This window comes from Pseudomonas sp. KCJK9016, from assembly GCF_046231795.1.
GTDB lineage: Bacteria > Pseudomonadota > Gammaproteobacteria > Pseudomonadales > Pseudomonadaceae > Aquipseudomonas > Aquipseudomonas bananamidigenes.
In genome coordinates, this window is the sequence record NZ_JBJJMM010000010.1 from 116,034 (window position 1) to 134,867 (window position 18,834).

24 protein-coding genes are annotated in these 18,834 nt (G+C 61.1%); 17 read left to right on the forward strand and 7 right to left on the reverse strand.

What is annotated here, in order from left to right; all coding sequences use genetic code 11:
• The 4 genes from ACK6BI_RS12190 (at position 1) to ACK6BI_RS12205 (ending at position 2,445) form a co-directional block, all read left to right on the forward strand.
• Positions 1-963: a CheW domain-containing protein gene (locus tag ACK6BI_RS12190; protein ID WP_409317243.1), complete on the forward strand. Its 963-nt coding sequence runs from the start codon at positions 1-3 to the stop codon at positions 961-963.
• Between the two features lie 83 nt (positions 964-1,046).
• Positions 1,047-1,532, forward strand: a complete 486-nt coding sequence (locus tag ACK6BI_RS12195; protein ID WP_065260749.1) for a chemotaxis protein CheW — start codon at positions 1,047-1,049, stop codon at positions 1,530-1,532.
• Positions 1,533-1,928 carry a DUF2802 domain-containing protein gene (locus ACK6BI_RS12200; protein WP_260522708.1) on the forward strand — a complete coding sequence of 132 codons (396 nt, stop codon included), beginning with the start codon at positions 1,533-1,535 and terminating at the stop codon, positions 1,926-1,928.
• Positions 1,929-2,202: 274 nt separating this feature from the next.
• Positions 2,203-2,445 (forward strand): hypothetical protein, encoded by a 243-nt coding sequence (locus tag ACK6BI_RS12205; protein ID WP_409317244.1) that lies wholly within the window; start codon positions 2,203-2,205, stop codon positions 2,443-2,445.
• An 89-nt stretch (positions 2,446-2,534) separates the two neighbouring features.
• Here the strand turns inward: ACK6BI_RS12205 and ACK6BI_RS12210 are convergent, their stop codons facing one another.
• On the reverse strand, positions 2,535-2,864 hold the full coding sequence (locus ACK6BI_RS12210; protein ID WP_409317245.1) for an EscU/YscU/HrcU family type III secretion system export apparatus switch protein: 330 nt from the start codon (positions 2,862-2,864) through the stop codon (positions 2,535-2,537).
• Positions 2,861-4,435 (reverse strand): flagellar hook-length control protein FliK, encoded by a 1,575-nt coding sequence (locus ACK6BI_RS12215; protein ID WP_409317246.1) that lies wholly within the window; start codon positions 4,433-4,435, stop codon positions 2,861-2,863. The genes ACK6BI_RS12210 and ACK6BI_RS12215 overlap by 4 nt, the downstream gene beginning before the upstream one ends.
• A gap of 198 nt (positions 4,436-4,633) precedes the next feature.
• On the opposite strand from ACK6BI_RS12215, the gene ccmA reads away from it, so the two are divergent.
• The 10 genes from ccmA (at position 4,634) to ACK6BI_RS12265 (ending at position 12,014) form a co-directional block, all read left to right on the forward strand.
• Positions 4,634-5,269 (forward strand): cytochrome c biogenesis heme-transporting ATPase CcmA, encoded by a 636-nt coding sequence (ccmA, locus tag ACK6BI_RS12220; RefSeq protein ID WP_409317247.1) that lies wholly within the window; start codon positions 4,634-4,636, stop codon positions 5,267-5,269.
• On the forward strand, positions 5,266-5,934 hold the full coding sequence (gene ccmB, locus ACK6BI_RS12225) for a heme exporter protein CcmB (RefSeq protein WP_007959235.1): 669 nt from the start codon (positions 5,266-5,268) through the stop codon (positions 5,932-5,934). Before ccmA ends, ccmB begins: the two co-directional genes overlap by 4 nt.
• Positions 5,935-6,012: 78 nt before the next feature.
• A complete protein-coding gene (locus ACK6BI_RS12230) occupies positions 6,013-6,768 on the forward strand; it encodes a heme ABC transporter permease (protein WP_409317248.1) in 756 nt (251 codons plus the stop codon).
• Complete coding sequence (gene ccmD / locus ACK6BI_RS12235) at positions 6,765-6,941, forward strand: heme exporter protein CcmD (RefSeq protein ID WP_008055370.1); 177 nt, start codon at positions 6,765-6,767, stop codon at positions 6,939-6,941. Before ACK6BI_RS12230 ends, ccmD begins: the two co-directional genes overlap by 4 nt.
• Positions 6,938-7,393: a cytochrome c maturation protein CcmE gene (gene ccmE, locus ACK6BI_RS12240; protein ID WP_065261104.1), complete on the forward strand. Its 456-nt coding sequence runs from the start codon at positions 6,938-6,940 to the stop codon at positions 7,391-7,393. The genes ccmD and ccmE overlap by 4 nt, the downstream gene beginning before the upstream one ends.
• Before the next feature lie 3 nt (positions 7,394-7,396).
• Positions 7,397-9,385, forward strand: a complete 1,989-nt coding sequence (locus tag ACK6BI_RS12245; RefSeq protein ID WP_409317249.1) for a heme lyase CcmF/NrfE family subunit — start codon at positions 7,397-7,399, stop codon at positions 9,383-9,385.
• Positions 9,382-9,918, forward strand: a complete 537-nt coding sequence (locus ACK6BI_RS12250) for a DsbE family thiol:disulfide interchange protein (RefSeq protein ID WP_409317250.1) — start codon at positions 9,382-9,384, stop codon at positions 9,916-9,918. Before ACK6BI_RS12245 ends, ACK6BI_RS12250 begins: the two co-directional genes overlap by 4 nt.
• Positions 9,915-10,385, forward strand: coding sequence for a cytochrome c-type biogenesis protein (locus tag ACK6BI_RS12255; RefSeq protein WP_409317251.1), 471 nt, complete (start codon positions 9,915-9,917; stop codon positions 10,383-10,385). Before ACK6BI_RS12250 ends, ACK6BI_RS12255 begins: the two co-directional genes overlap by 4 nt.
• A complete protein-coding gene (ccmI, locus tag ACK6BI_RS12260; protein ID WP_409317252.1) occupies positions 10,382-11,581 on the forward strand; it encodes a c-type cytochrome biogenesis protein CcmI in 1,200 nt (399 codons plus the stop codon). The genes ACK6BI_RS12255 and ccmI overlap by 4 nt, the downstream gene beginning before the upstream one ends.
• 25 nt (positions 11,582-11,606) lie before the next feature.
• The gene (locus tag ACK6BI_RS12265) at positions 11,607-12,014 is read left to right on the forward strand and encodes a hypothetical protein (RefSeq protein WP_085710507.1); all 408 of its coding nucleotides are present in this window, start codon (positions 11,607-11,609) and stop codon (positions 12,012-12,014) included.
• Positions 12,015-12,055: 41 nt separating this feature from the next.
• Here ACK6BI_RS12265 and ACK6BI_RS12270 read toward each other — a convergent pair whose 3' ends face one another.
• On the reverse strand, positions 12,056-12,943 hold the full coding sequence (locus ACK6BI_RS12270; RefSeq protein ID WP_409317253.1) for a LysR family transcriptional regulator: 888 nt from the start codon (positions 12,941-12,943) through the stop codon (positions 12,056-12,058).
• Positions 12,944-13,116: 173 nt separating this feature from the next.
• Here ACK6BI_RS12270 and ACK6BI_RS12275 point away from each other — a divergent pair, with 173 nt between their 5' ends.
• Positions 13,117-13,329 (forward strand): type II toxin-antitoxin system HicA family toxin, encoded by a 213-nt coding sequence (locus ACK6BI_RS12275; RefSeq protein WP_065261097.1) that lies wholly within the window; start codon positions 13,117-13,119, stop codon positions 13,327-13,329.
• Positions 13,329-13,733 carry a type II toxin-antitoxin system HicB family antitoxin gene (locus ACK6BI_RS12280; protein WP_085699412.1) on the forward strand — a complete coding sequence of 135 codons (405 nt, stop codon included), beginning with the start codon at positions 13,329-13,331 and terminating at the stop codon, positions 13,731-13,733. Before ACK6BI_RS12275 ends, ACK6BI_RS12280 begins: the two co-directional genes overlap by 1 nt.
• 36 nt (positions 13,734-13,769) lie before the next feature.
• Here the strand turns inward: ACK6BI_RS12280 and ACK6BI_RS12285 are convergent, their stop codons facing one another.
• On the reverse strand, positions 13,770-14,957 hold the full coding sequence (locus tag ACK6BI_RS12285) for an MFS transporter (RefSeq protein WP_409317254.1): 1,188 nt from the start codon (positions 14,955-14,957) through the stop codon (positions 13,770-13,772).
• Positions 14,958-15,199: 242 nt separating this feature from the next.
• Between ACK6BI_RS12285 and ACK6BI_RS12290 the strand changes: the two genes are divergently transcribed.
• A complete protein-coding gene (locus ACK6BI_RS12290) occupies positions 15,200-15,820 on the forward strand; it encodes a DUF5666 domain-containing protein (RefSeq protein ID WP_409317255.1) in 621 nt (206 codons plus the stop codon).
• 90 nt (positions 15,821-15,910) lie between these two features.
• Here the strand turns inward: ACK6BI_RS12290 and ACK6BI_RS12295 are convergent, their stop codons facing one another.
• The 3 genes from ACK6BI_RS12295 to ACK6BI_RS12305 form a co-directional block, all read right to left on the reverse strand.
• Positions 15,911-16,909 (reverse strand): sulfate ABC transporter substrate-binding protein, encoded by a 999-nt coding sequence (locus ACK6BI_RS12295; protein WP_409317256.1) that lies wholly within the window; start codon positions 16,907-16,909, stop codon positions 15,911-15,913.
• Positions 16,910-17,013: 104 nt separating this feature from the next.
• Positions 17,014-17,838, reverse strand: a complete 825-nt coding sequence (locus tag ACK6BI_RS12300; RefSeq protein ID WP_409317257.1) for an ion transporter — start codon at positions 17,836-17,838, stop codon at positions 17,014-17,016.
• A 21-nt stretch (positions 17,839-17,859) separates the two neighbouring features.
• Positions 17,860-18,774, reverse strand: coding sequence for an urea transporter (locus ACK6BI_RS12305; RefSeq protein WP_409317258.1), 915 nt, complete (start codon positions 18,772-18,774; stop codon positions 17,860-17,862).
• Positions 18,775-18,834 lie beyond the last annotated feature (60 nt).

Below are 18,834 nucleotides of genomic sequence, written 5' to 3' on the forward strand. Positions count from 1 at the left end.
ATGAATCGGCCGATCAAACTGACTTCGCGTCCGCAACTGGCTGTGCAGTCCTATCTGGACAGCTTGCTGCAGGAAGTTGAGCAAGAGCTCCCGCAGGAAGTCGAGGCGCCGGTCGAGGTGGTTGAAAGCTCCGCGGTGCTGGATGAGTTCCAGGCGGCGGTGCTTGAAGAACAGGCCCGCGATGCGCAGCAAGCCGCCAGGCCTGCTGCGCCGGTTGCAGTGCCCGCCGCTGTGGTGGCCAAAGCGGCGGCACCTTTGATCAAGGAGCCCGAGCCGGTTCGCGTGGTGTCGACCCTCGCGCCCTTGCTGCAAACACAGCTTCTTCAGGCACAACCCGAACCGGCTCCCGTCGAACCGCCGCTGCAGCCAGTTGTTGCGCCGGTTGAACCCGTCGTTGAACAGGCATTGGTTGCACCGCTGGTCGAAGTGCATCTGCCGCCGAGCAATACACCGCCACCGGTGGACACCGACGGCCGTCCGGCCTGGGCTTCGGAAGCCTTCGAATGCCTGCTGTTCGATGTGGCCGGGTTGACCCTGGCGGTACCGCTGGTGTGCCTGGGCTCGATCTATTCGCTGGCCGGCCATGAGTTGACGCCGTTGTTCGGCCAGCCCGAGTGGTTTCTCGGCATCCTGCCGAGCCAGGCCGGCAACCTGAAGGTGCTGGACACCGCGCGCTGGGTCATGCCGGATCGCTATCGCGATGACTTCCGTCAAGGCCTGCAATACGTGATTTCGGTACAGGGTTACGAGTGGGGCCTGGCGGTGCATCAGGTCAGTCGCTCGCTGCGTCTGGATCCGAATGAAATCAAATGGAGAAGTCACCGGGGTCAGCGGCCATGGCTCGCGGGCACGGTGATCGAACACATGTGCGCCTTGCTCGATGTCTCCGCATTGGCCGAGCTGATCGCCAGCGGTGGGGCAAAGCACATGTCCGGCAGTAAGCCGACCCACAAAACGACATGACACTTACATAACAGACATGTCCGGCATTCCGTGCCGGAACACGAGACACACACCGCCATTGCGGTATTTCGAGGGGCTAGGGTATGAACGACAAGGCTACTGCGGCAAAGGGTTCCGAAGATCCGATCCTGCAATGGGTGACTTTCAAGCTGGACAACGAAACTTACGGCATCAACGTGATGCGCGTTCAGGAAGTCCTGCGCTACACCGAGATCGCTCCGGTTCCGGGTGCGCCAAGCTATGTGCTGGGCATCATCAACCTGCGCGGCAACGTGGTGACCGTGATCGACACCCGTCAGCGTTTCGGCCTGATGAGCGGCGAGATCAGCGACAACACCCGTATCGTCATCATCGAAGCCGACAAGCAAGTGGTCGGCATCATGGTCGACAGCGTGGCTGAAGTGGTTTACCTGCGTCAGTCGGAAATCGAGACCGCGCCGAACGTCGGTAACGAAGAGTCGGCCAAGTTCATCCAGGGCGTATGCAACAAGAACAACGAGTTGCTGATCCTGGTCGAGCTGGACAAGATGATGACTGAAGAAGAATGGTCGGAACTGGAGAACATCTGATTGATTCTCGAGGTAGCGGTCATTGTCCTGTTCCTGTTCTGGGCAGGCACGCTGGCGATGTTTCTGGCGTACATCAAGGCGCAGCGCCTGATCGCTGCGCAACAGGCCCAGGGCGATGCGCTGCGTGATCAGCGCATCAAGGACCTGGCCAAGCGTGTCGACGACTACCAGAACGGCAACGTGCGCATGGGCGAAGCCCTGCATGAGCTGCGCGCGGTGGTCGGTCCGATTCCGGACAAGATTTCTCAACTCGAACAGCGCGACCCGTCAAGCCTGTCATTCGCCCAGGCAGCGAAACTGGTGGGGATGGGCGCGAGTGTCGATGAGCTGACTCAGTCCTGCGGGTTGACCCAGGCTGAGGCGGAGTTGATGCGCAAGCTGCACAGAAGCAGTTAAAAGTTTCAAACGTCAGTAAAACCGAAAGATCACAGACCTCGACAGCTACTATTGGTGAACTTAACCGGTGTAGGTGTTCCAGAAGCCTGTGATCTTTTGTTTTTTGGGAAGCGAGTTTCACCTGACCTATTTGATACCTTGGCTGTTTTTTCGGTTTACCTTTCCTTCCTGATATCCACTGTCAGATCTGACAGTAGCGCCAATAGTCTCAAAGTGTTTGGATTGCAGTGTGTTTTGACTGCGCGCTCCATCAGTTTCAGAGTGAGGATGCGAAATGGATACTGATTCGAACAAAACAGCCGGGCCGATAGTGTCATTTGAAGCGGAAGATGAAACCTGGCCACTTTCACGTGTGAAAGGAACGATCAAAGATGATCGGGATGGCACTATTTATATGTTCACGGAGAGAACGTTTAGAGGGTGGTACTCAGGGCGACCACTTCTTGGCAAGCGTGTCATTTTTTTCGCAATACTCGGACCTTCGGGCCACATTGCGGATGATGTTGAGCTGGAGTGATAGTGAAGCTTGTGAGCCTCACATATGCCGGTTTTGATGAATTGCAAGAATCGGTAGGTTCTCGGAGACGAAGACGTCAATATCGGCTTTCAGTAATCGTCGCCGCGATCGGTGATGTCCTTCTCGACCATCCGTGCATCCGGATCATGTCCTTGCGGGAACTTGCCCTTGAGGTTCCAGGCGAACGCGATGATCTCGGCAATGGTCAGGTACAACTCTTGCGGGATGCTGTCGCCCAGCTCCATGCGCGCCAGCAACTTCACCAGTTCGGCGTTTTCGTAGATCGGTACTTCGCAGTCGCGGGCAATGCGCAGGATTTCTTCGGCCAGTTCGTCGTCGCCCTTGGCGGTCAGCGTCGGGGCTTGGCTGCCGTCGTATTTGAGGGCGATGGCCTGGCGTGGAACGGTGGAATCGTTCATGCGGTTTCGTCGACCCAGCGGTGTTCGAGACGGGTTTGATTGCCTTGCGGTGGCGTGCCGAGGTGGCAGTCGAGATCGCCGACATTGAGTCCGCGATCCAGCAGGCGCTGACGCAGGGCGGCCAGATTGGATTCGATCAGATCGGCGGTGTAGGGGCGCTCGACCCATAGCTGGCTCGACAGGCTGCCGCTGATCAGTTGCGCCTGAATCTGCATCGGCCCCAACGGTTCCATGTCGAATGCCAGGTCGACTCGCCACAACGGCTGCCTGGTTTCGCGCTCGCTGTCACGGCGTTCGTTCTGTTTTTCTTCCTGTGGTGCTTCTTCACGCTGGAACTTGACCTGCAACGGCACGATGTCCTGCAGGTTGCGCATCGGGATTTCCAGCTGCCAGGTGCTGAGCAGACGTCCGTCGTCGGTCATGCCGGTCTGTTCCAGGCTCGACAGTTGATGGCTTTGCAGGCGCGAGACTGCGGCGGCGGCCAGGCGCAGCAAGTGTTCCAGATCGCCTTCACCTTCCAGGCTCTGCAGCAGCCGGTCCGGCAGCGGGAAGCTGCCCGGCACCGGTTTGGCGCTGACCTGGCCGAGCATGCCAAGGGCATTGCGCACGAAGCTCGGCATCGCCTGGGCCAGGGTGTTGGCGGCGATGATGGCATTGAGATTGGTATTGCCGGGCAGGCCGGGGGTGAGCTGGGCAATCAGCTTGAGCAGGTCGCCTTTCATGTCCGGGGTCAGCGTCGGGTTTTGCCCGGCCAGCAATTTGGCTTCGAGAAAGGCACCGCTGTTGAGCAGCGCCTGGGCCAGGCCTTTGGGGGTGGTCAGTTGCTGGACGTCCGGCAGGTTGGCCAGCAGCCTGTCCACGGCCGCGCGCAGATCGCTGGAGGTCTGATTGTCGGCGGGCGGCAGGTTCTGGAGCATTTTCAGCAAGCCATCCAGAGAACCCTGGCGGCTTTGCTGGCTGACCAGTTGCTGACTGACCGCCAGTTGTTCCTGACGGTTGCTCAACGGCAGGAACTTCAGGGTCTGTGAGTCCTGCACCAGCGCCGACAGCAGAGTGCCGATGCGCAACGGTTGAGGGCTGTCGATGCTCAGGGTGTTGCCGCTCAACACTGTATTGAGCAGGCTGACCGTCGAGCGGAACACCGCCGGCTGTCCCGGCACCTGCGGCAAGGCCTGACTCGTCAGCACCTTGCCTTGCAGCAGCGTACCGACCGGCAATTGCGCGGTGTCGATGCGAGTGAGCGTGGCGACCGCGCTGGCGATGGCCTGTTGCACGGTAACTGCCAGATTGCCCGCAGACGGCTGGGTGACCGCCAGATTGGTGCCTTGAGGCAGCGGCAGGGGACTCGTCGCCTGCACGGTAGTCTGGCGGCCGCCGTCAAGGGTGACCTTGAGCAGCACCTGAAAGGCCTGGTCCGCCGGCTTCTGCGACAACACCTCGGCCCTGGCGCTCTGTCCGGCGGCAATCAGCCCGTCCATCGGCGTCAGCAGCTTGAGCAGCTCACCCACCTGCGGGCGAGCGGTCGCCGGGGTGGAGGGCGGGAGCGGGAGGATGTTCATTTCGCCTGTCATACGCGGACACAACCTGAGGAAAATGCACTCGGGAGAGCAGGGGACGCCATGTATAATGCCGCCCGTCCTTCCGTTCATTCAAAAAAACATAGCAATTGTTTGACGCAGCTCTCTGGATTGAGCCGTCATTGCATTTATGCTGCAACTCTTTAACGGCCGCCCCAGAGCCGACTTGAACCGTATAAGGCCCGTGAACCCTTGACCAGCCCTGTCCTGCAAACCATTGGCCTCGCTTGTGAGCGTGATCTCAGACTGCTCTTCGAGAATCTCGAATTGAGACTGGCCAGCGGCGATATGGTGCAGATCAGCGGTCCCAACGGCAGCGGCAAGACCAGTCTGCTTCGTTTGCTGGCCGGCCTGATGCAGCCGACCGACGGTCAGGTACTGCTCAACGGCCAGCCTCTGGCCGAGCAACGCAGCGAACTGGCGCGCAACCTGCTGTGGATCGGCCATGCCGCCGGCATCAAGGACTTGCTCACCCCGGAAGAAAACCTCGCCTGGCTCTGCGCCCTGCATCAACCCGCCGGACGCGACGCGATCTGGCAGGCGCTGGCGGCGGTCGGATTGCGCGGTTTCGAGGATGTTCCCTGCCATAGCCTGTCCGCCGGTCAGCAACGGCGCGTTGCACTGGCGCGGTTGTATCTGGACAGTCCGCCGCTGTGGATCCTCGATGAACCCTTCACCGCGCTGGACAAGCAGGGTGTGGCACAACTCGAAGAACACTTGGCCAATCATTGCGAGCAGGGCGGTCTGGTGGTGCTGACCACCCACCACACGCTGAGTCGGATGCCGGTCGGTTATCGCGACATCAATCTGGGAGACTGGGCAGTATGAGTGTGTTCGGCCTGCTGGTTGCCCGCGAGTCCCGACTGCTGTTCCGCCGCCCGGCGGAGCTGGCCAATCCGCTGATTTTCTTCGCCATCGTCATTGCGTTGTTCCCGCTGGCCGTCGGACCGGAAACTCAAGTATTGCAAAACTTGTCCCCGGGGTTAGTCTGGGTGGCGGCGCTTTTGTCGGTCCTGCTCTCGCTGGACGGGCTTTTCCGCAGTGATTTCGAAGACGGATCCCTTGAACAGTGGGTCCTTTCGCCGCACCCCTTGCCACTTCTGGTATTGGCAAAGGTGCTGGCACACTGGCTTTTTTCCGGGCTGGCACTGGTTTTGCTCTCGCCGTTACTGGCGTTGATGCTCGGGTTGCCGGCTGCTTGCCTGCCGGTATTGCTGCTTTCGTTATTGCTGGGAACACCGGTGCTGAGCTTGCTCGGCGCGGTGGGCGCGGCGCTGACGGTCGGTCTGAAACGCGGTGGCCTGTTACTGGCGCTGCTGATTCTGCCGTTGTACATCCCGGTGTTGATCCTTGGCAGTGGCGCCTTGCAGGCGGCATTGCAGGGCATGCCGGCGATTGGTTATCTGTTGTGGCTTGGCAGCCTGACCGCCCTGGCGATAACCCTGACACCTTTTGCAATAGCTGCTGGCCTGAAGATCAGCGTCGGCGAATAATGAGGTCTGGTTAAAATTTAACCAGTAAAGACCCTGAGACTGCTCACACCGATGAGCGGCACCCGTGATGGAAACAACATGAACTGGACCTGGTTTCACAAGCTCGGCTCGCCCAAGTGGTTCTATGGCATCAGCCGCAAGTTCCTGCCGTGGCTGAGCATTGCAGCGTTGCTGCTGATCGCCGTCGGCGTCGTCTGGGGCCTGGCCTTCGCACCGCCGGACTATCAGCAGGGCAACAGCTTTCGCATCATCTACATCCACGTTCCCGCCGCGATGCTCGCTCAGTCGATCTACGTGATGCTGGCGGTGTGCGGTGTGGTCGGGCTGGTGTGGAAGATGAAACTGGCCGACGTCGCCCTGCAATGCGCCGCACCGATCGGTGCCTGGATGACCGCCGTGGCGCTGGTCACCGGGGCGATCTGGGGCAAGCCGACCTGGGGTTCGTGGTGGGTCTGGGACGCACGCCTGACCTCGATGCTGATTCTGTTGTTCCTGTATTTCGGCGTGATCGCCCTGGGCAACGCCATCAGCAATCGCGACAGCGCCGCCAAGGCCTGCGCGGTGCTGGCCATTGTCGGCGTGATCAACATCCCGATCATCAAATACTCGGTGGAATGGTGGAACACCCTGCATCAGGGCGCGACTTTCACCCTGACCGAAAAACCGGCGATGCCCGCCGAGATGTGGCTGCCGTTGCTGCTGACGGTGCTGGGTTTCTACTGTTTCTTCGGTGCCGTGCTGTTGCTGCGCATGCGCCTTGAAGTGCTCAAGCGCGAGGCCCGTGCCAGCTGGGTAAAAGAAGAAGTGCAGAACAGCCTGGAGGCCGCTCGATGAGTTTCGCGTCATTCGGCGACTTCCTCGCCATGGGCCATCACGGCCTGTATGTCTGGTCGGCCTACGGCATCTGCCTGGCGGTGCTGGCCCTCAACGTGGCGGCGCCGATCCTGGCCCGCAAGCGGTATCTGCAACAAGAGGCGCGTCGTCTGCGCCGGGAGAACGGCAAGTGAATCCGTTGCGCAAAAAACGCTTGATCATCATTCTGGCGATTCTGGTCGGGGTCGGCGCTGCCGTCGGCCTGGCCCTGAGCGCCCTGCAGCAGAACATCAATCTGTTTTACACCCCGACCCAGATCGCCAATGGCGAAGCACCGCAGGACACCCGCATCCGGGCTGGCGGCATGGTCGAGAAGGGGTCGCTGCAACGCTCCCCGGATTCCCTGGACGTCAAATTCGTGGTCACTGACTTCAACAAGTCCGTGACCATCACCTACCGCGGCATCCTCCCGGACCTGTTCCGCGAAGGGCAGGGCATCGTCGCACTGGGCAAGCTCAACGCCGACGGCGTGGTGGTCGCCGATGAAGTGCTGGCCAAGCACGACGAGAAATACATGCCGCCGGAGGTGACCAAGGCCTTGAAGGACAGCGGTCAATCCGCGCCAACCCAAGCGAAGGAGGGTTGATCGATGACGTCCACCATTTTCATTCCCGAGCTCGGCCATCTGGCGATGATCCTGGCGCTGTGTTTCGCCCTTGTACAGTCCGTGGTGCCATTGCTCGGTGCCTGGCGCGGCGATCGCCTCTGGATGGGGCTGGCCCAGCCAGCCGCATGGGGCCAGTTTGCGTTTCTGTTGTTCGCCTTCGGCGTCCTGACCTACGCGTTCATGACCGACGATTTCTCCGTCGCTTACGTGGCGATGAACTCCAACAGCGCGCTGCCGTGGTATTACAAGTTCAGCGCGGTGTGGGGCGCCCACGAAGGTTCGCTGCTGCTGTGGGCGTTGATTCTCGGTGGCTGGACCTTCGCGGTGTCGGTGTTCTCCCGGCAGTTGCCGCAAGTCATGCTCGCTCGGGTGCTGGCGGTAATGGGCATGATCAGCAGCGGTTTTCTGCTGTTCCTGATCCTTACCTCCAACCCGTTTTCGCGGATCCTGCCGCAGATCCCGGCCGACGGTCGTGACCTCAACCCGTTGCTGCAAGACATCGGCCTGATCGTGCATCCGCCGATGCTGTACATGGGGTACGTCGGTTTCTCGGTAGCGTTCGCCTTCGCCATCGCCGCACTGCTCGGCGGTCGTCTGGATGCGGCATGGGCACGCTGGTCGCGTCCTTGGACCATCGTGGCCTGGGCGTTTCTCGGCATCGGCATCACTCTCGGTTCGTGGTGGGCCTACTACGAACTCGGCTGGGGCGGCTGGTGGTTCTGGGACCCGGTGGAAAACGCCTCGTTCATGCCTTGGCTGGTGGGCACTGCGCTGATCCACTCGCTGGCGGTCACTGAAAAACGCGGCGTGTTCAAGAGCTGGACAGTGTTGCTGGCGATTGCCGCGTTTTCCCTGAGCCTGCTCGGCACGTTCCTCGTGCGTTCCGGAGTACTGACGTCGGTGCATGCGTTTGCCTCCGATCCCGCGCGCGGTGTGTTCATCCTGATTTTCCTGCTGTTCGTGGTGGGTGGTTCGCTGACCCTCTTTGCCTTGCGCGCGCCGGTGGTCAAGAGCCAGGTCGGCTTCAACCTGTGGTCGCGGGAAACCCTGCTGCTGGGCAACAACCTGGTGCTGGTGGTGGCTGCTTCGATGATCCTGCTCGGCACCTTGTATCCGCTGATCCTCGATGCCATCAGCGGCGCCAAGCTCTCGGTCGGCCCGCCGTACTTCAACGCGTTGTTCATTCCGTTGATGGCCTTGCTGATGGTGGTGATGGCGGTCGGCGTGATCGTGCGCTGGAAAGACACCCCGGTGAAATGGCTGGCCAACATGTTGACCCCGGTGCTGCTGGGCAGCGTCGCTCTGGCGGTGGTTGCCGGTCTCGCCTACGGCGATTTCAACTGGGCGGTGATCGCAACCTTCCTGCTCGCGGCCTGGGTGTTGCTGGCCGGTGTGCGTGACATCTTCGACAAGACGCGCCACAAAGGCTTGATCAAGGGCCTGCCGACCCTGACCCGCAGCTATTGGGGCATGCATCTCGCCCACATCGGCATCGCCGTGTGTGCCCTGGGCGTGGTGTTGTCGAGCCAGAACAGCGCCGAGCGCGACCTGCGTCTGGCGCCGGGCGAGTCGATGGAACTGGCCGGCTATCAGTTCGTGTTCGAAGGCGCCAAACACTTCGAAGGCCCGAATTTCACTTCCGACAAAGGCACCATCCGGGTGATCCGTGATGGCCGCGAAGTCACTGTGCTGCACCCGGAAAAACGCCTGTACACCGTGCAGAGTTCGATGATGACCGAAGCCGGGATCGACGCCGGCTTCACCCGCGACCTCTATGTCGCGCTGGGTGAACCGCTGGGCGACGGAGCCTGGGCGGTGCGGGTACATGTGAAACCGTTCGTGCGCTGGATCTGGTTCGGCGGTCTGCTGACCGGCCTGGGCGGGATGCTGGCGGCGCTGGACCGGCGTTACCGGGTCAAGGTCAAAGCCAGGGTGCGTGAAGCGCTGGGCATGGAAGGAGCCGCTGCATGAGACGTTGGTTGATGCTGGTGCCACTGGCGATTTTCCTGCTGGTGGCGGTATTTCTTTATCGCGGTCTGTACCTGGATCCGGCGGAGCTGCCGTCGGCGATGATCGGCAAGCCGTTCCCGGAGTTTTCCCTGCCGGCGGTGCAGGGCGACAAGACCCTGACCAAGGCTGACATCCTCGGCAAACCGGCGCTGGTCAACGTCTGGGGTACCTGGTGCATTTCCTGCCGGGTCGAGCATCCGGTGTTGAACAAACTCGCCGAGCGCGGCGTGGTGATCTACGGCATCAACTACAAGGACACCAACGCCGATGCGTTGAAGTGGCTGGCCGAGTTCCACAATCCGTATCAACTGGACATCCGTGACGATGAAGGCTCCCTGGGGCTGAACCTCGGTGTCTACGGCGCGCCGGAAACCTTCTTCATCGATGCCAGGGGCATCATCCGCGACAAGTACGTCGGCGTGATCGACGAGCAGGTCTGGCGCGAAAAACTGGCGGCCAGGTATCAGGCACTGGTCGACGAGGCCAAGCCATGAAGCGTTTTATTGCTGCCATGGTACTGGGGCTGAGTCTGGCCGGTGTGGCCCACGCCGCCATCGACACGTACGAGTTTGCCAAAGAGGGCGATCGCGAGCGTTTCCGCGAGCTGACCAAGGAACTGCGCTGCCCCAAGTGCCAGAACCAGGACATCGCCGACTCCAACGCGCCGATTGCCGCCGACCTGCGCAAAGAGATTTTCCGCATGCTCGGCGAGGGCAAGGACAATCAGCAGATCATCGACTTCATGGTCGACCGCTACGGTGATTTCGTGCGCTACAAACCGGCGCTGAATGCCAGGACCGCTCTGCTGTGGTTCGGCCCGGCGGGATTGCTGCTCGGCGGTTTTGTCGTCATCGCCGTGATCGTCCGTCGCCGTCGCGGGCAACGCGCCGAGACTCCGCCATCGCTGTCTCCTGAAGAGCGTCAGCGCCTCGACCAACTGTTGGATAAAAACCAAGAATGATTGATTTCTGGCTTGCCGCAGGGCTGTTGCTTCTGGTCGCCCTGAGTTTTCTGCTGATCCCTGTATTGCGCGAACGCCGCGCCCAGCGTGAAGAGGATCGAACCGCCCTCAACGTCGCGTTGTATCAGGAGCGCGTCGCCGAACTGCAAGCGCAGCAGGCTGAAGGCGTGCTCGATGCTGCGCAAATGGACAGCGGCCGTGCCGAGGCAGCCCGTGAGTTGCTGGCCGACACCGAAGGCGTGGCGCCGGCGCGGGTTTCGAAACCGGGGAAACCGTTGCCGCTGTTCGCAGCTGTTCTGGTGCCGGTGCTGGGTCTCGGTTTGTACCTGCATTTCGGGGCGAGCGACAAGGTCGAACTGACCCGCGAATTCGCCCAGGCGCCGCAGTCGATGGAAGAAATGACCCAGCGGCTGGAGCGCGCCGTGGCCGCGCAACCGGATTCCGCCGAAGGCCTGTATTTTCTCGGTCGTACCTATATGGCTCAGGATCGTCCGGCGGATGCGGCGAAGATGTTCGAGCGCGCCGCCAACCTGGCCGGTCGTCAACCGGAACTGCTCGGCCAGTGGGCGCAGGCGCAGTACTTCGCCGATGGCAAGAAGTGGTCGGACAAGATCCAGGCCCTGACCGACGAAGCGCTGAAGGCTGATCCGAAAGAAGTCACCAGCCTCGGCCTGCTCGGTATCGCCGCGTTCGAAGGCGAGCGCTATCAGCAAGCCATCGACTACTGGAATCGTCTGCTGGAACAACTGCCAGCGAATGACAAATCCCGTGAAGCCCTGCAGGGCGGCATCGCGCGCGCCACCGAGAAGCTTGAAGCCAGCGGTGGCAAGGTAGCTCAGGCACCCGTCGCGAAAACCGCGCTGCTCAAAGTCAGCGTCGATCTGGCCAGCGAACTCAAGGGCAAGGTGCAACCGGGTGACAGCGTGTTCATCTTCGCCCGCGCCGTTTCCGGCCCTCCAGCACCGCTGGCGGCCAAGCGCCTGACCGTCGCTGACCTGCCCGTGACCGTCGAACTGGGCGATGCCGACGCGATGATGCCGCAGTTGAAACTGTCGAACTTTCCTGAAGTCCAACTGGTTGCGCGCGTCTCCCGTGCCGGTCAACCGACCGCCGGTGAGTGGGTAGGCCGCAGCGGGTCTCTGGCCAGCAGCACCACCGCGCCGCAAAAACTGACCATCGACAGCCCGGACAAATAACCGGAACCATCAGGAACGCACCGCCATGAATGCCATCGCCCGAATCACAGTCCTCACACTGGCCCTGGGCTTGAGCGCATGTGCGGTGCAACGGCCGGAACCCACGACCAGGTTGCCACCGATCCCGCCGTCACAGCCGAGTCCGACACCGTCCACCAGCCCGACGCCGGGCAAACCGGGCATTCCGGCCAAACCCTCGAAACCCGCACCGCGCACCTCCGCCAGCTTCGCCCCGCCACCGGGCGGCAACAGCCACTGGGATCAGAAACTGGGCGTGTACGTGCTGGATGACCAGCCCAACACCTTCTACCGCCAGCGCACCTACTACCGCTGGAATAACGGCTGGAGCCGCTCGATCAGCCCGAACGGGCCGTGGGAGGACACCAATATCCACGGCGTACCGGCGGGGTTGGGCAAGCAGTTCGGGGAGTAATGAAAAACGGCGATCTCTGGATCGCCGTTTTGCTGTGTAGCCTACAGAGTTTTCGCCAATAATCCCTGCACATACTCAACAAACGCCCGTGCCTTTGCGCTGGCCATCCTGCCCGTCGGAAACACCGCCCACAGCTCCTGCTTCGGCAAAACCCAATCGCTCATGACAGCCTTCACTGCGCCACTGGTCAGTTCCGGCGCAAACATCCATTCCGAACCCAGCCCCAGACCCTGATGGGCCAGCACCGCCTCACGCAAACCTTCGGCGGCGCTGACCCGCAGGCGGCCATTGACGCTCACCGACTGTTCTTCGCCGTTCTTGTTGAAGTGCCAGGTGGCACCTCCGCCACGGTGGTAGATGACGGCGCGGTGTCGACTCAGATCGGCAGGGCAGGCGGGCTCACCGTGACTGGCAAAGTACGCCGGAGTGCCAATGATGACGCGCCGGCATTCGGCGATCTTGCGCACGGTCAGGCCGGAGTCGCTGAGCGGGCCCAGGCGCAGGGCGACGTCGATGCCTTCTTCCACGAGGTTGATGTTCTGGTCGTCGAGCAACAGGTCGACATTGAGTTGCGGGTGCTGATCGAGAAACGGCCCGAGATGAGGCACCACATGCATCCGGCCAAAGGTCACGGCGGTACTGACCCGCAGATTGCCGCTCAGGCCGCCGGCCACGCCACGGGCAGCGTTGTCGGCCTCGTCGGCTTCTTCGAGCGCCCGCTTGGCCCGTTCGAAAAATGCCAGCCCGGCTTCGGTCGGCGTCAGGCCTCGGGTCGAACGCAACAGCAGGCGCACGCCGAGGCGGGTTTCGAGTTGCGCGATGGTTTTCGACACGGCGGGCTGGCCGATATCCAACCGCCGGGCGGCGGCGGAAAACGAGCCGGTTTCCACGACGTAGACGAAGGTTTCCATGGCGGCGAGGCGGTCCATCGGCGGTCCTTGAAATAGAGGGGAGCAAGCATGGCAGCCGAGTTTAATTGGGTCCGAGAACAGTGCACCAATCACATGCTGCAAAACAACCGAACGTCGTGCTGCGGATTTCTGTGCTTGAGTAAAGATAACTCTAGGGTTACTTTTGTTGAGCCGAAGCAAGGAGGCGGTTGGTGCAGAGCAGGTTATTGATCAAGGAGCTGGAGGAAGCAGGCTGGACGCTGGATCGGATTACCGGCAGTCATCACATCTTCACGCACCGTTACAACCCTTACACGATTCCCGTTCCTCACCCGAAGAAGGATTTGCCGGTCGGAACGGTCAAAAGCATCAGGAGGCGCGCCGGGTTGTACAACCCGCCCGCCAGTGACACAGGAGATTCGTAATGCAATACCCAATCTGCATCGAGTGGGGTGATGAAAACACCGCCATCGGAATTCAGATCCCCGATATTCCCGGCGCGGTAACGGCCGGTGATACGTTTGAAGACGCCTACAACGCAGCCGTCGAGATTGCCCACATCATGCTGCAGGAGATCGCAGCGGATGGGGATTCGATTCCGATGCCGACCTCAGCGGCGGCCCATCGCAACAACCCGGAATTTGCCGACATGGGCTGGGGCATGCTGGAGCTGGACATCTCGCCGTACATGGGCAAGACCGAGAAGGTGAACGTGACCTTGCCCGGTTATGTCATCCAGCGGATCGACCGCTATGTGCGAGAACACAATGTCAAAAGCCGTTCATCCTTTCTGGCGGATGCCGCCATGGAAAAACTGGTCCGGCATTGAGCGTCGGGCGCTGCCGGTCGCAGCGCCCCGCACCGCTCAGGCAGTCGCCATGACGGCTTTTTGCGAAGCACTCAAAAACCGCACCAGCGCCAGCAGCGGGAATGCACTGCCGACAATCACGATCCACAGCCAACCGCCATGCTCGTACACCGCACTGGCCACCGACGAGCCGAAGGCACCGCCGATGAAGATGCTGGTCATGTACAGCGCGTTGAGGCGGCCGCGGCTTTTGGCGTCGAGGGAGTAGACCGCGCGCTGGCCAAGCACCATGTTCATCTGCACGCAGAAGTCGAGCACCACGCCGGTCACGGCCAGGCCGATCACGCTGTAGGCCGGGTGGATGAAGGCGGGCAGAAAGCTCAGGCTGGCGAACAGCATGGCCAGCAGCGAGGCGACGCGGGTGTGGCCGGCGTCGGCCAGACGTCCACTGATCGGGGCGGCAATGGCACCGATGGCGCCGACCAGGGCGAAGATCGCGATTTCACTCTGGGACAGGCCATGGTTGCGCGCCAGTTCCAGCGGCACGGCGGTCCAGAACAGGCTGAAGGTGGCGAACATGCAGGCCTGGTAGAACGCCCGCTGACGCAGCACCGGTTGCTGGCGCAACAGCGTCCACAGCGAGCCGATCAACTGCCCGTAGGAGGCGCTGTGATCCGGCTGGCGCTTGGGTACGGTCAACATCAGCACCACGCTGATCGCTGCCATCAACGCCGCCGCGATCATGAACATCGCCCGCCAGCCGAGATGGTCGGCAACCACGCTTGATACCGGACGCGCCAAAAGAATCCCCAGCAGCAAACCACCCATGATCCCGCCGACCACCCGGCCACGGGATTCTTCCGGCGCCAGATGCGCCGCCAATGGAATCAGCACTTGCACCGACACCGAGCTGAATCCCACCAGCAGCGAAACCAGCAGAAACACATTGGGCTGATTGGTAAATGCCGCCCCCAGCAGGCTGGCAATCGCGACCACCGTGGTGATGATCATCAGACGTCGGTTTTCCAGCAGATCCGCCAGTGGCACCAGGAAGAACAGCCCCAGCGCATAACCGATCTGGGTCAGCGACACGATGAAACTGGCCATGGTGTCGGTCAGGCCGATGTCTGGCGCAATCAGGCCGATGATCGGCTGGGCGTAATAGATGTTGGCAACGATGGCGCCGCAGCAGAAAGCAAACAGCAGTACCATGCCTCGGGTCATTGCGTGAGTTGTGGCGGTCATAGGGTTTCTCGATCCGGCGAAAAGGAATGCGGTGAGGCTAAGGGACGAAGCGGGCGGGCGGTAGAAGCCCCGGATTGATATCAGTTATTCCGTTGCGGAATAGATGGCGTCGAACATCCGTCGTCCATCGGCGAACCTTGCGTCCTACCGAAGAAGGTCGATGATACATTCACTTACATTTTGTTCGATAGCGTGCTTATGTTGTCAGTGAATTTCCAACTGCGCACAACCGGAGGATTGCAATGTTTCGAGAGCTGCTTCGCCCCGTCACGACTCTTTTAATGATCGGCGTGCTCGGCGCCGGCAGTGTCTGCGCCGGCGAAGCCCCGGGGATGCGCATGGGCGTACGCGGCGAAATCACCGGGGTCGGCCCTGACTCGCTCAAGGTGCACGTCAACACGGGCGAAAACGTGGTTGTCCAGTTGACCCCGGACACCAAGCTCCGCGCCGTCACGCTGGCCAATATCGAAGACATCAAGCCCGGCAGCTACATCGGCTCGGCAGCCATTCCCCAGGAGGATGGCTCGCTGAAGGCGCTGGAGGTTCATGTCTTTCCGCCGGAGCTGGCCGGTAGCGGCGATGGCCATCGGCCGTTCGATCTGGCCAAGGGCAGCAGCATGACCAATGGCAGCGTCGGCGATCTGGTGGTGAGCAACGGCCGGGTGCTGACCGTCAACTACAAGGGCGGTCAGCAGAAGATCCTGGTGCCGGAGGACGTGCCGATCGTCAACCTGACGCCGGGGGATCGCAGCCTGCTCAAGGTGGGTGTGAAGATCGTCACCTTCGTGACCCAGAGTGCGGACGGCACGTTGACCGCGCAATCGATCTCGGCGGGCAAGGATGGTGTGAAACCACCGATGTAATGGCCCTCACCCTCTCCCCCAGGGAGAGGGGATTTTGCCCACAAAAAAAGGCGACCTCTTCAGGTCGCCTTTTTCATGTCAGCTCATGCCTTACTGGCCGTTGTAGATCTGGTCGAAGATCCCGCCGTCGTTGAAGTGGGTCTTCTGCACGCTGCGCCAGTCACCGAAGGTTTTCTCGACCGACAGGAAGTCGACTTTCGGGAAGCGGTCGGTGTACTTGGCCAGTACCGCCGGGTCACGCGGACGCAGGTAGTTGGCGGCGGCAATTTCCTGCCCTTCCGGCGACCACAGGTATTTCAGGTATTCCTCGGCGGCGGCGCGGGAGCCTTTCTTCTCGACGACTTTGTCGACCACCGACACCGGCGGCTCGGCTTCGGCGGAGACGCTCGGGTAGATGACTTCGAACTGATCGCGGCCGAATTCGCGGGCGATCATTTCCGCTTCGTTTTCGAAGGTCACCAGTACGTCGCCGATCTGGTTGGTCATGAACGTGGTGGTCGCGGCGCGGCCACCGGTATCGAGCACCGGCGCTTGCTTGAACAGCTTGCCGACGAAGTCTTTGGCCTTGTTCTCGTCACCGCCGTTTTTCAGCACGTAGCCCCAGGCCGACAGGTAGGTGTAGCGGCCGTTGCCCGAGGTTTTCGGGTTCGGCACGATCACTTGCACGCCGTCCTTGAGCAGGTCTGGCCAGTCTTTCAGGGCTTTCGGGTTGCCCTTGCGCACGATGAATACGGTGGCGGAGGTGAACGGTGCGCTGTTGTTCGGCAGACGGGTGACCCAATCCTTCGGCACCAGCTGACCGTTGTCGGCCAGGGCGTTGATGTCGGTGGCCATGTTCATGGTGATGACGTCGGCCGGCAGGCCGTCGATCACCGAGCGAGCCTGTTTGCTCGAACCGCCGAAAGACATCTGCACCGTGATGTTTTCCTTGTGTTCGGCCTGCCAGTGTTTCTGGAACGCAGTGTTGTAGTCCTTGTAGAAATCGCGCATCACGTCGTAGGACACGTTAAGCAGGGTCGGTGCGGCCTGAGCCATGCTGCCGAAGGCAAGACCTGCGGCGAGAAGTGAGGCGCCAAAGAGTTTTTTCACTGCGCATTCCTTGTTCTGTGGGGGTGTTTTTACAAAGGTGAGGCCATTTGCCAGCGACTATAGCGGGGCGCGCATAGTCGCTTAAAGATTAAAAAGAACTTTGCTTATTCCATTTTTTTGAACAACGCATTACCGCAACGGGCGCAGAAAGACGCGTCCTGTTCGTGGCTGTTTTTCTTGCACACCGGGCAGTCATGTTGCAGTTGCCCGCCGCGCATGGCGGTGGCCAGTTCGGCGGTGAAAATTCCGGTAGGCACGGCGATGATCGAATAACCGGTGATCATCACCAGCGACGAAATCACCTGGCCCAGCACGGTCCTGGGCACGATGTCGCCATAACCCACGGTGGTCAGGGTGACGATAGCCCAATAGATGCCTTTGGGAATGCTGGTGAAGCCGTGCTCCGGGCCTTCGACCACGTACATCAGCGTGCCGAACACGGTGACCAGGGTGCACACGCTGAGCAGGAACACGAGGATTTTCTGCTTGCTGCCACGCAGGGCATCGAGCAGGTAATGCGCCTGTTTCAGATACGGGCCGAGTTTGAGCACGCGGAAGATCCGCAGCATCCGGATCACCCGGATGATCAGCAGGTACTGGGCATCGCTGTAATACAGCGCGAGGATCCCGGGCACGATCGCCAGCAAGTCCACCAGCCCGTAGAAACTGAAGGCGTAGCGCAGCGGTTTGGGCGAACAGTACAGACGCAGCAAGTATTCGCCGAGAAAGATGACCGTGAAGCCCCACTCGATGTACGCCAGCATGTCGGCGTAGTTCTGGTGGATGTCATCGATGCTGTCGAGGATCACCGTCACCAGACTGGCGAGGATGATCAGCAGCAGGGTCTTGTCGAATCGACGTCCCGCGACCGTGTCAGTCTGGAAGATGACCACGTAAAGGCGATCACGCCACGTGTTGTTGCCGTTCATTCAAATCGCCCTGGCCATAAATCAGCGCAGCCTAGGTTGATTCTCCCCGTCAGCGCAAGGCGCCACGTTCATTTGCGGCTGACGCATCAGGCGAATGCCGCTACGCAGCAGCCAGCAGGCAAGGATGAAAGGCGCCGTGAGAGTCGCCAGGCCAAGAGCCGCGAACAGCGGCGTCACCAGCAGCGCCAGGCTGATGCCGAACAGCGGCAGCCAGGGTTGCTGGCGTTGGGCGCTGAAGGCGAGGGCCGCGAGTACCGCGTTGTAGCTACCCAGACCGAGCAACGCGACCTGACTGTCGTGGTGCAACAGGCTGGAACCCAGACCGAACGCCGAGGCCAGCAGCGCCCAGGCAAATGCCCGGCGATCGGCGATCAGCAGACCGGCGGCGATCAATGCACCGGCCAGCGTATGGTCTAGGAACATCACCTGACCGAAGCCCTTCAGGACGGTACCGAGCAGGTTCAGCGTGTTCGCTTCAAGCGCCGGAGCCGGCGTCGAGGGCTCGGCGAAACACAGGAATGCCCAGCCCAGCAACACGAACGGCGCGGTGTAGGCGGGCAGGTATTCGGTAAGACGTGCGCGTTTGAGCCATTGCTGCGTGATCATCGCGCTCAGGCCGCCGGCGGCCAGAATCAGCGGTGGCAGCATCGGCGACCAGGGGAAATACAGGCTCAGCAATAGACCGATCAGCACGCCGTTGTAGCTGAACAATCCGGCCTGACGATCAGCCTTGGCGTAGTTGCGGCGTTGCGCGGTGAGCAACCCGGCTACAGCGCCGAGCAGCGCGCCAGCGAACAGCACCGGCGCGGTAAATAAAATGGCCAAAAGGCACAGCAGGCCACACAAAGGGTGGCGCTGCAGGAAGATCTGACTGAAACCGTTGAGCAAGGCTTCGGCCCAGTCGGGGCAGTGGGTATTGAAATGGTTGGCAGGCATGGCAGTTCTAAAAGTCAGTGAAACCGAGTCACCTGCTTCGCCAGCAGGCTGGCTCCCACA

Coding starts and splice junctions, on each gene's coding strand:
- ACK6BI_RS12190 (WP_409317243.1), top strand. CDS start 1: ATGAATCGGCCGATCAAACTGACTTCGCGTCCGCAACTGGCTGTGCAG.
- ACK6BI_RS12195 (WP_065260749.1), top strand. CDS start 1,047: ATGAACGACAAGGCTACTGCGGCAAAGGGTTCCGAAGATCCGATCCTG.
- ACK6BI_RS12205 (WP_409317244.1), top strand. CDS start 2,203: ATGGATACTGATTCGAACAAAACAGCCGGGCCGATAGTGTCATTTGAA.
- ACK6BI_RS12210 (WP_409317245.1), bottom strand. CDS start 2,864: ATGAACGATTCCACCGTTCCACGCCAGGCCATCGCCCTCAAATACGAC.
- ACK6BI_RS12215 (WP_409317246.1), bottom strand. CDS start 4,435: ATGACAGGCGAAATGAACATCCTCCCGCTCCCGCCCTCCACCCCGGCG.
- ccmB (WP_007959235.1), top strand. CDS start 5,266: ATGAGTGTGTTCGGCCTGCTGGTTGCCCGCGAGTCCCGACTGCTGTTC.
- ACK6BI_RS12230 (WP_409317248.1), top strand. CDS start 6,013: ATGAACTGGACCTGGTTTCACAAGCTCGGCTCGCCCAAGTGGTTCTAT.
- ccmD (WP_008055370.1), top strand. CDS start 6,765: ATGAGTTTCGCGTCATTCGGCGACTTCCTCGCCATGGGCCATCACGGC.
- ACK6BI_RS12245 (WP_409317249.1), top strand. CDS start 7,397: ATGACGTCCACCATTTTCATTCCCGAGCTCGGCCATCTGGCGATGATC.
- ACK6BI_RS12250 (WP_409317250.1), top strand. CDS start 9,382: ATGAGACGTTGGTTGATGCTGGTGCCACTGGCGATTTTCCTGCTGGTG.
- ACK6BI_RS12255 (WP_409317251.1), top strand. CDS start 9,915: ATGAAGCGTTTTATTGCTGCCATGGTACTGGGGCTGAGTCTGGCCGGT.
- ccmI (WP_409317252.1), top strand. CDS start 10,382: ATGATTGATTTCTGGCTTGCCGCAGGGCTGTTGCTTCTGGTCGCCCTG.
- ACK6BI_RS12265 (WP_085710507.1), top strand. CDS start 11,607: ATGAATGCCATCGCCCGAATCACAGTCCTCACACTGGCCCTGGGCTTG.
- ACK6BI_RS12270 (WP_409317253.1), bottom strand. CDS start 12,943: ATGGACCGCCTCGCCGCCATGGAAACCTTCGTCTACGTCGTGGAAACC.
- ACK6BI_RS12280 (WP_085699412.1), top strand. CDS start 13,329: ATGCAATACCCAATCTGCATCGAGTGGGGTGATGAAAACACCGCCATC.
- ACK6BI_RS12285 (WP_409317254.1), bottom strand. CDS start 14,957: ATGACCGCCACAACTCACGCAATGACCCGAGGCATGGTACTGCTGTTT.
- ACK6BI_RS12290 (WP_409317255.1), top strand. CDS start 15,200: ATGTTTCGAGAGCTGCTTCGCCCCGTCACGACTCTTTTAATGATCGGC.
- ACK6BI_RS12300 (WP_409317257.1), bottom strand. CDS start 17,838: ATGAACGGCAACAACACGTGGCGTGATCGCCTTTACGTGGTCATCTTC.
- ACK6BI_RS12305 (WP_409317258.1), bottom strand. CDS start 18,774: ATGCCTGCCAACCATTTCAATACCCACTGCCCCGACTGGGCCGAAGCC.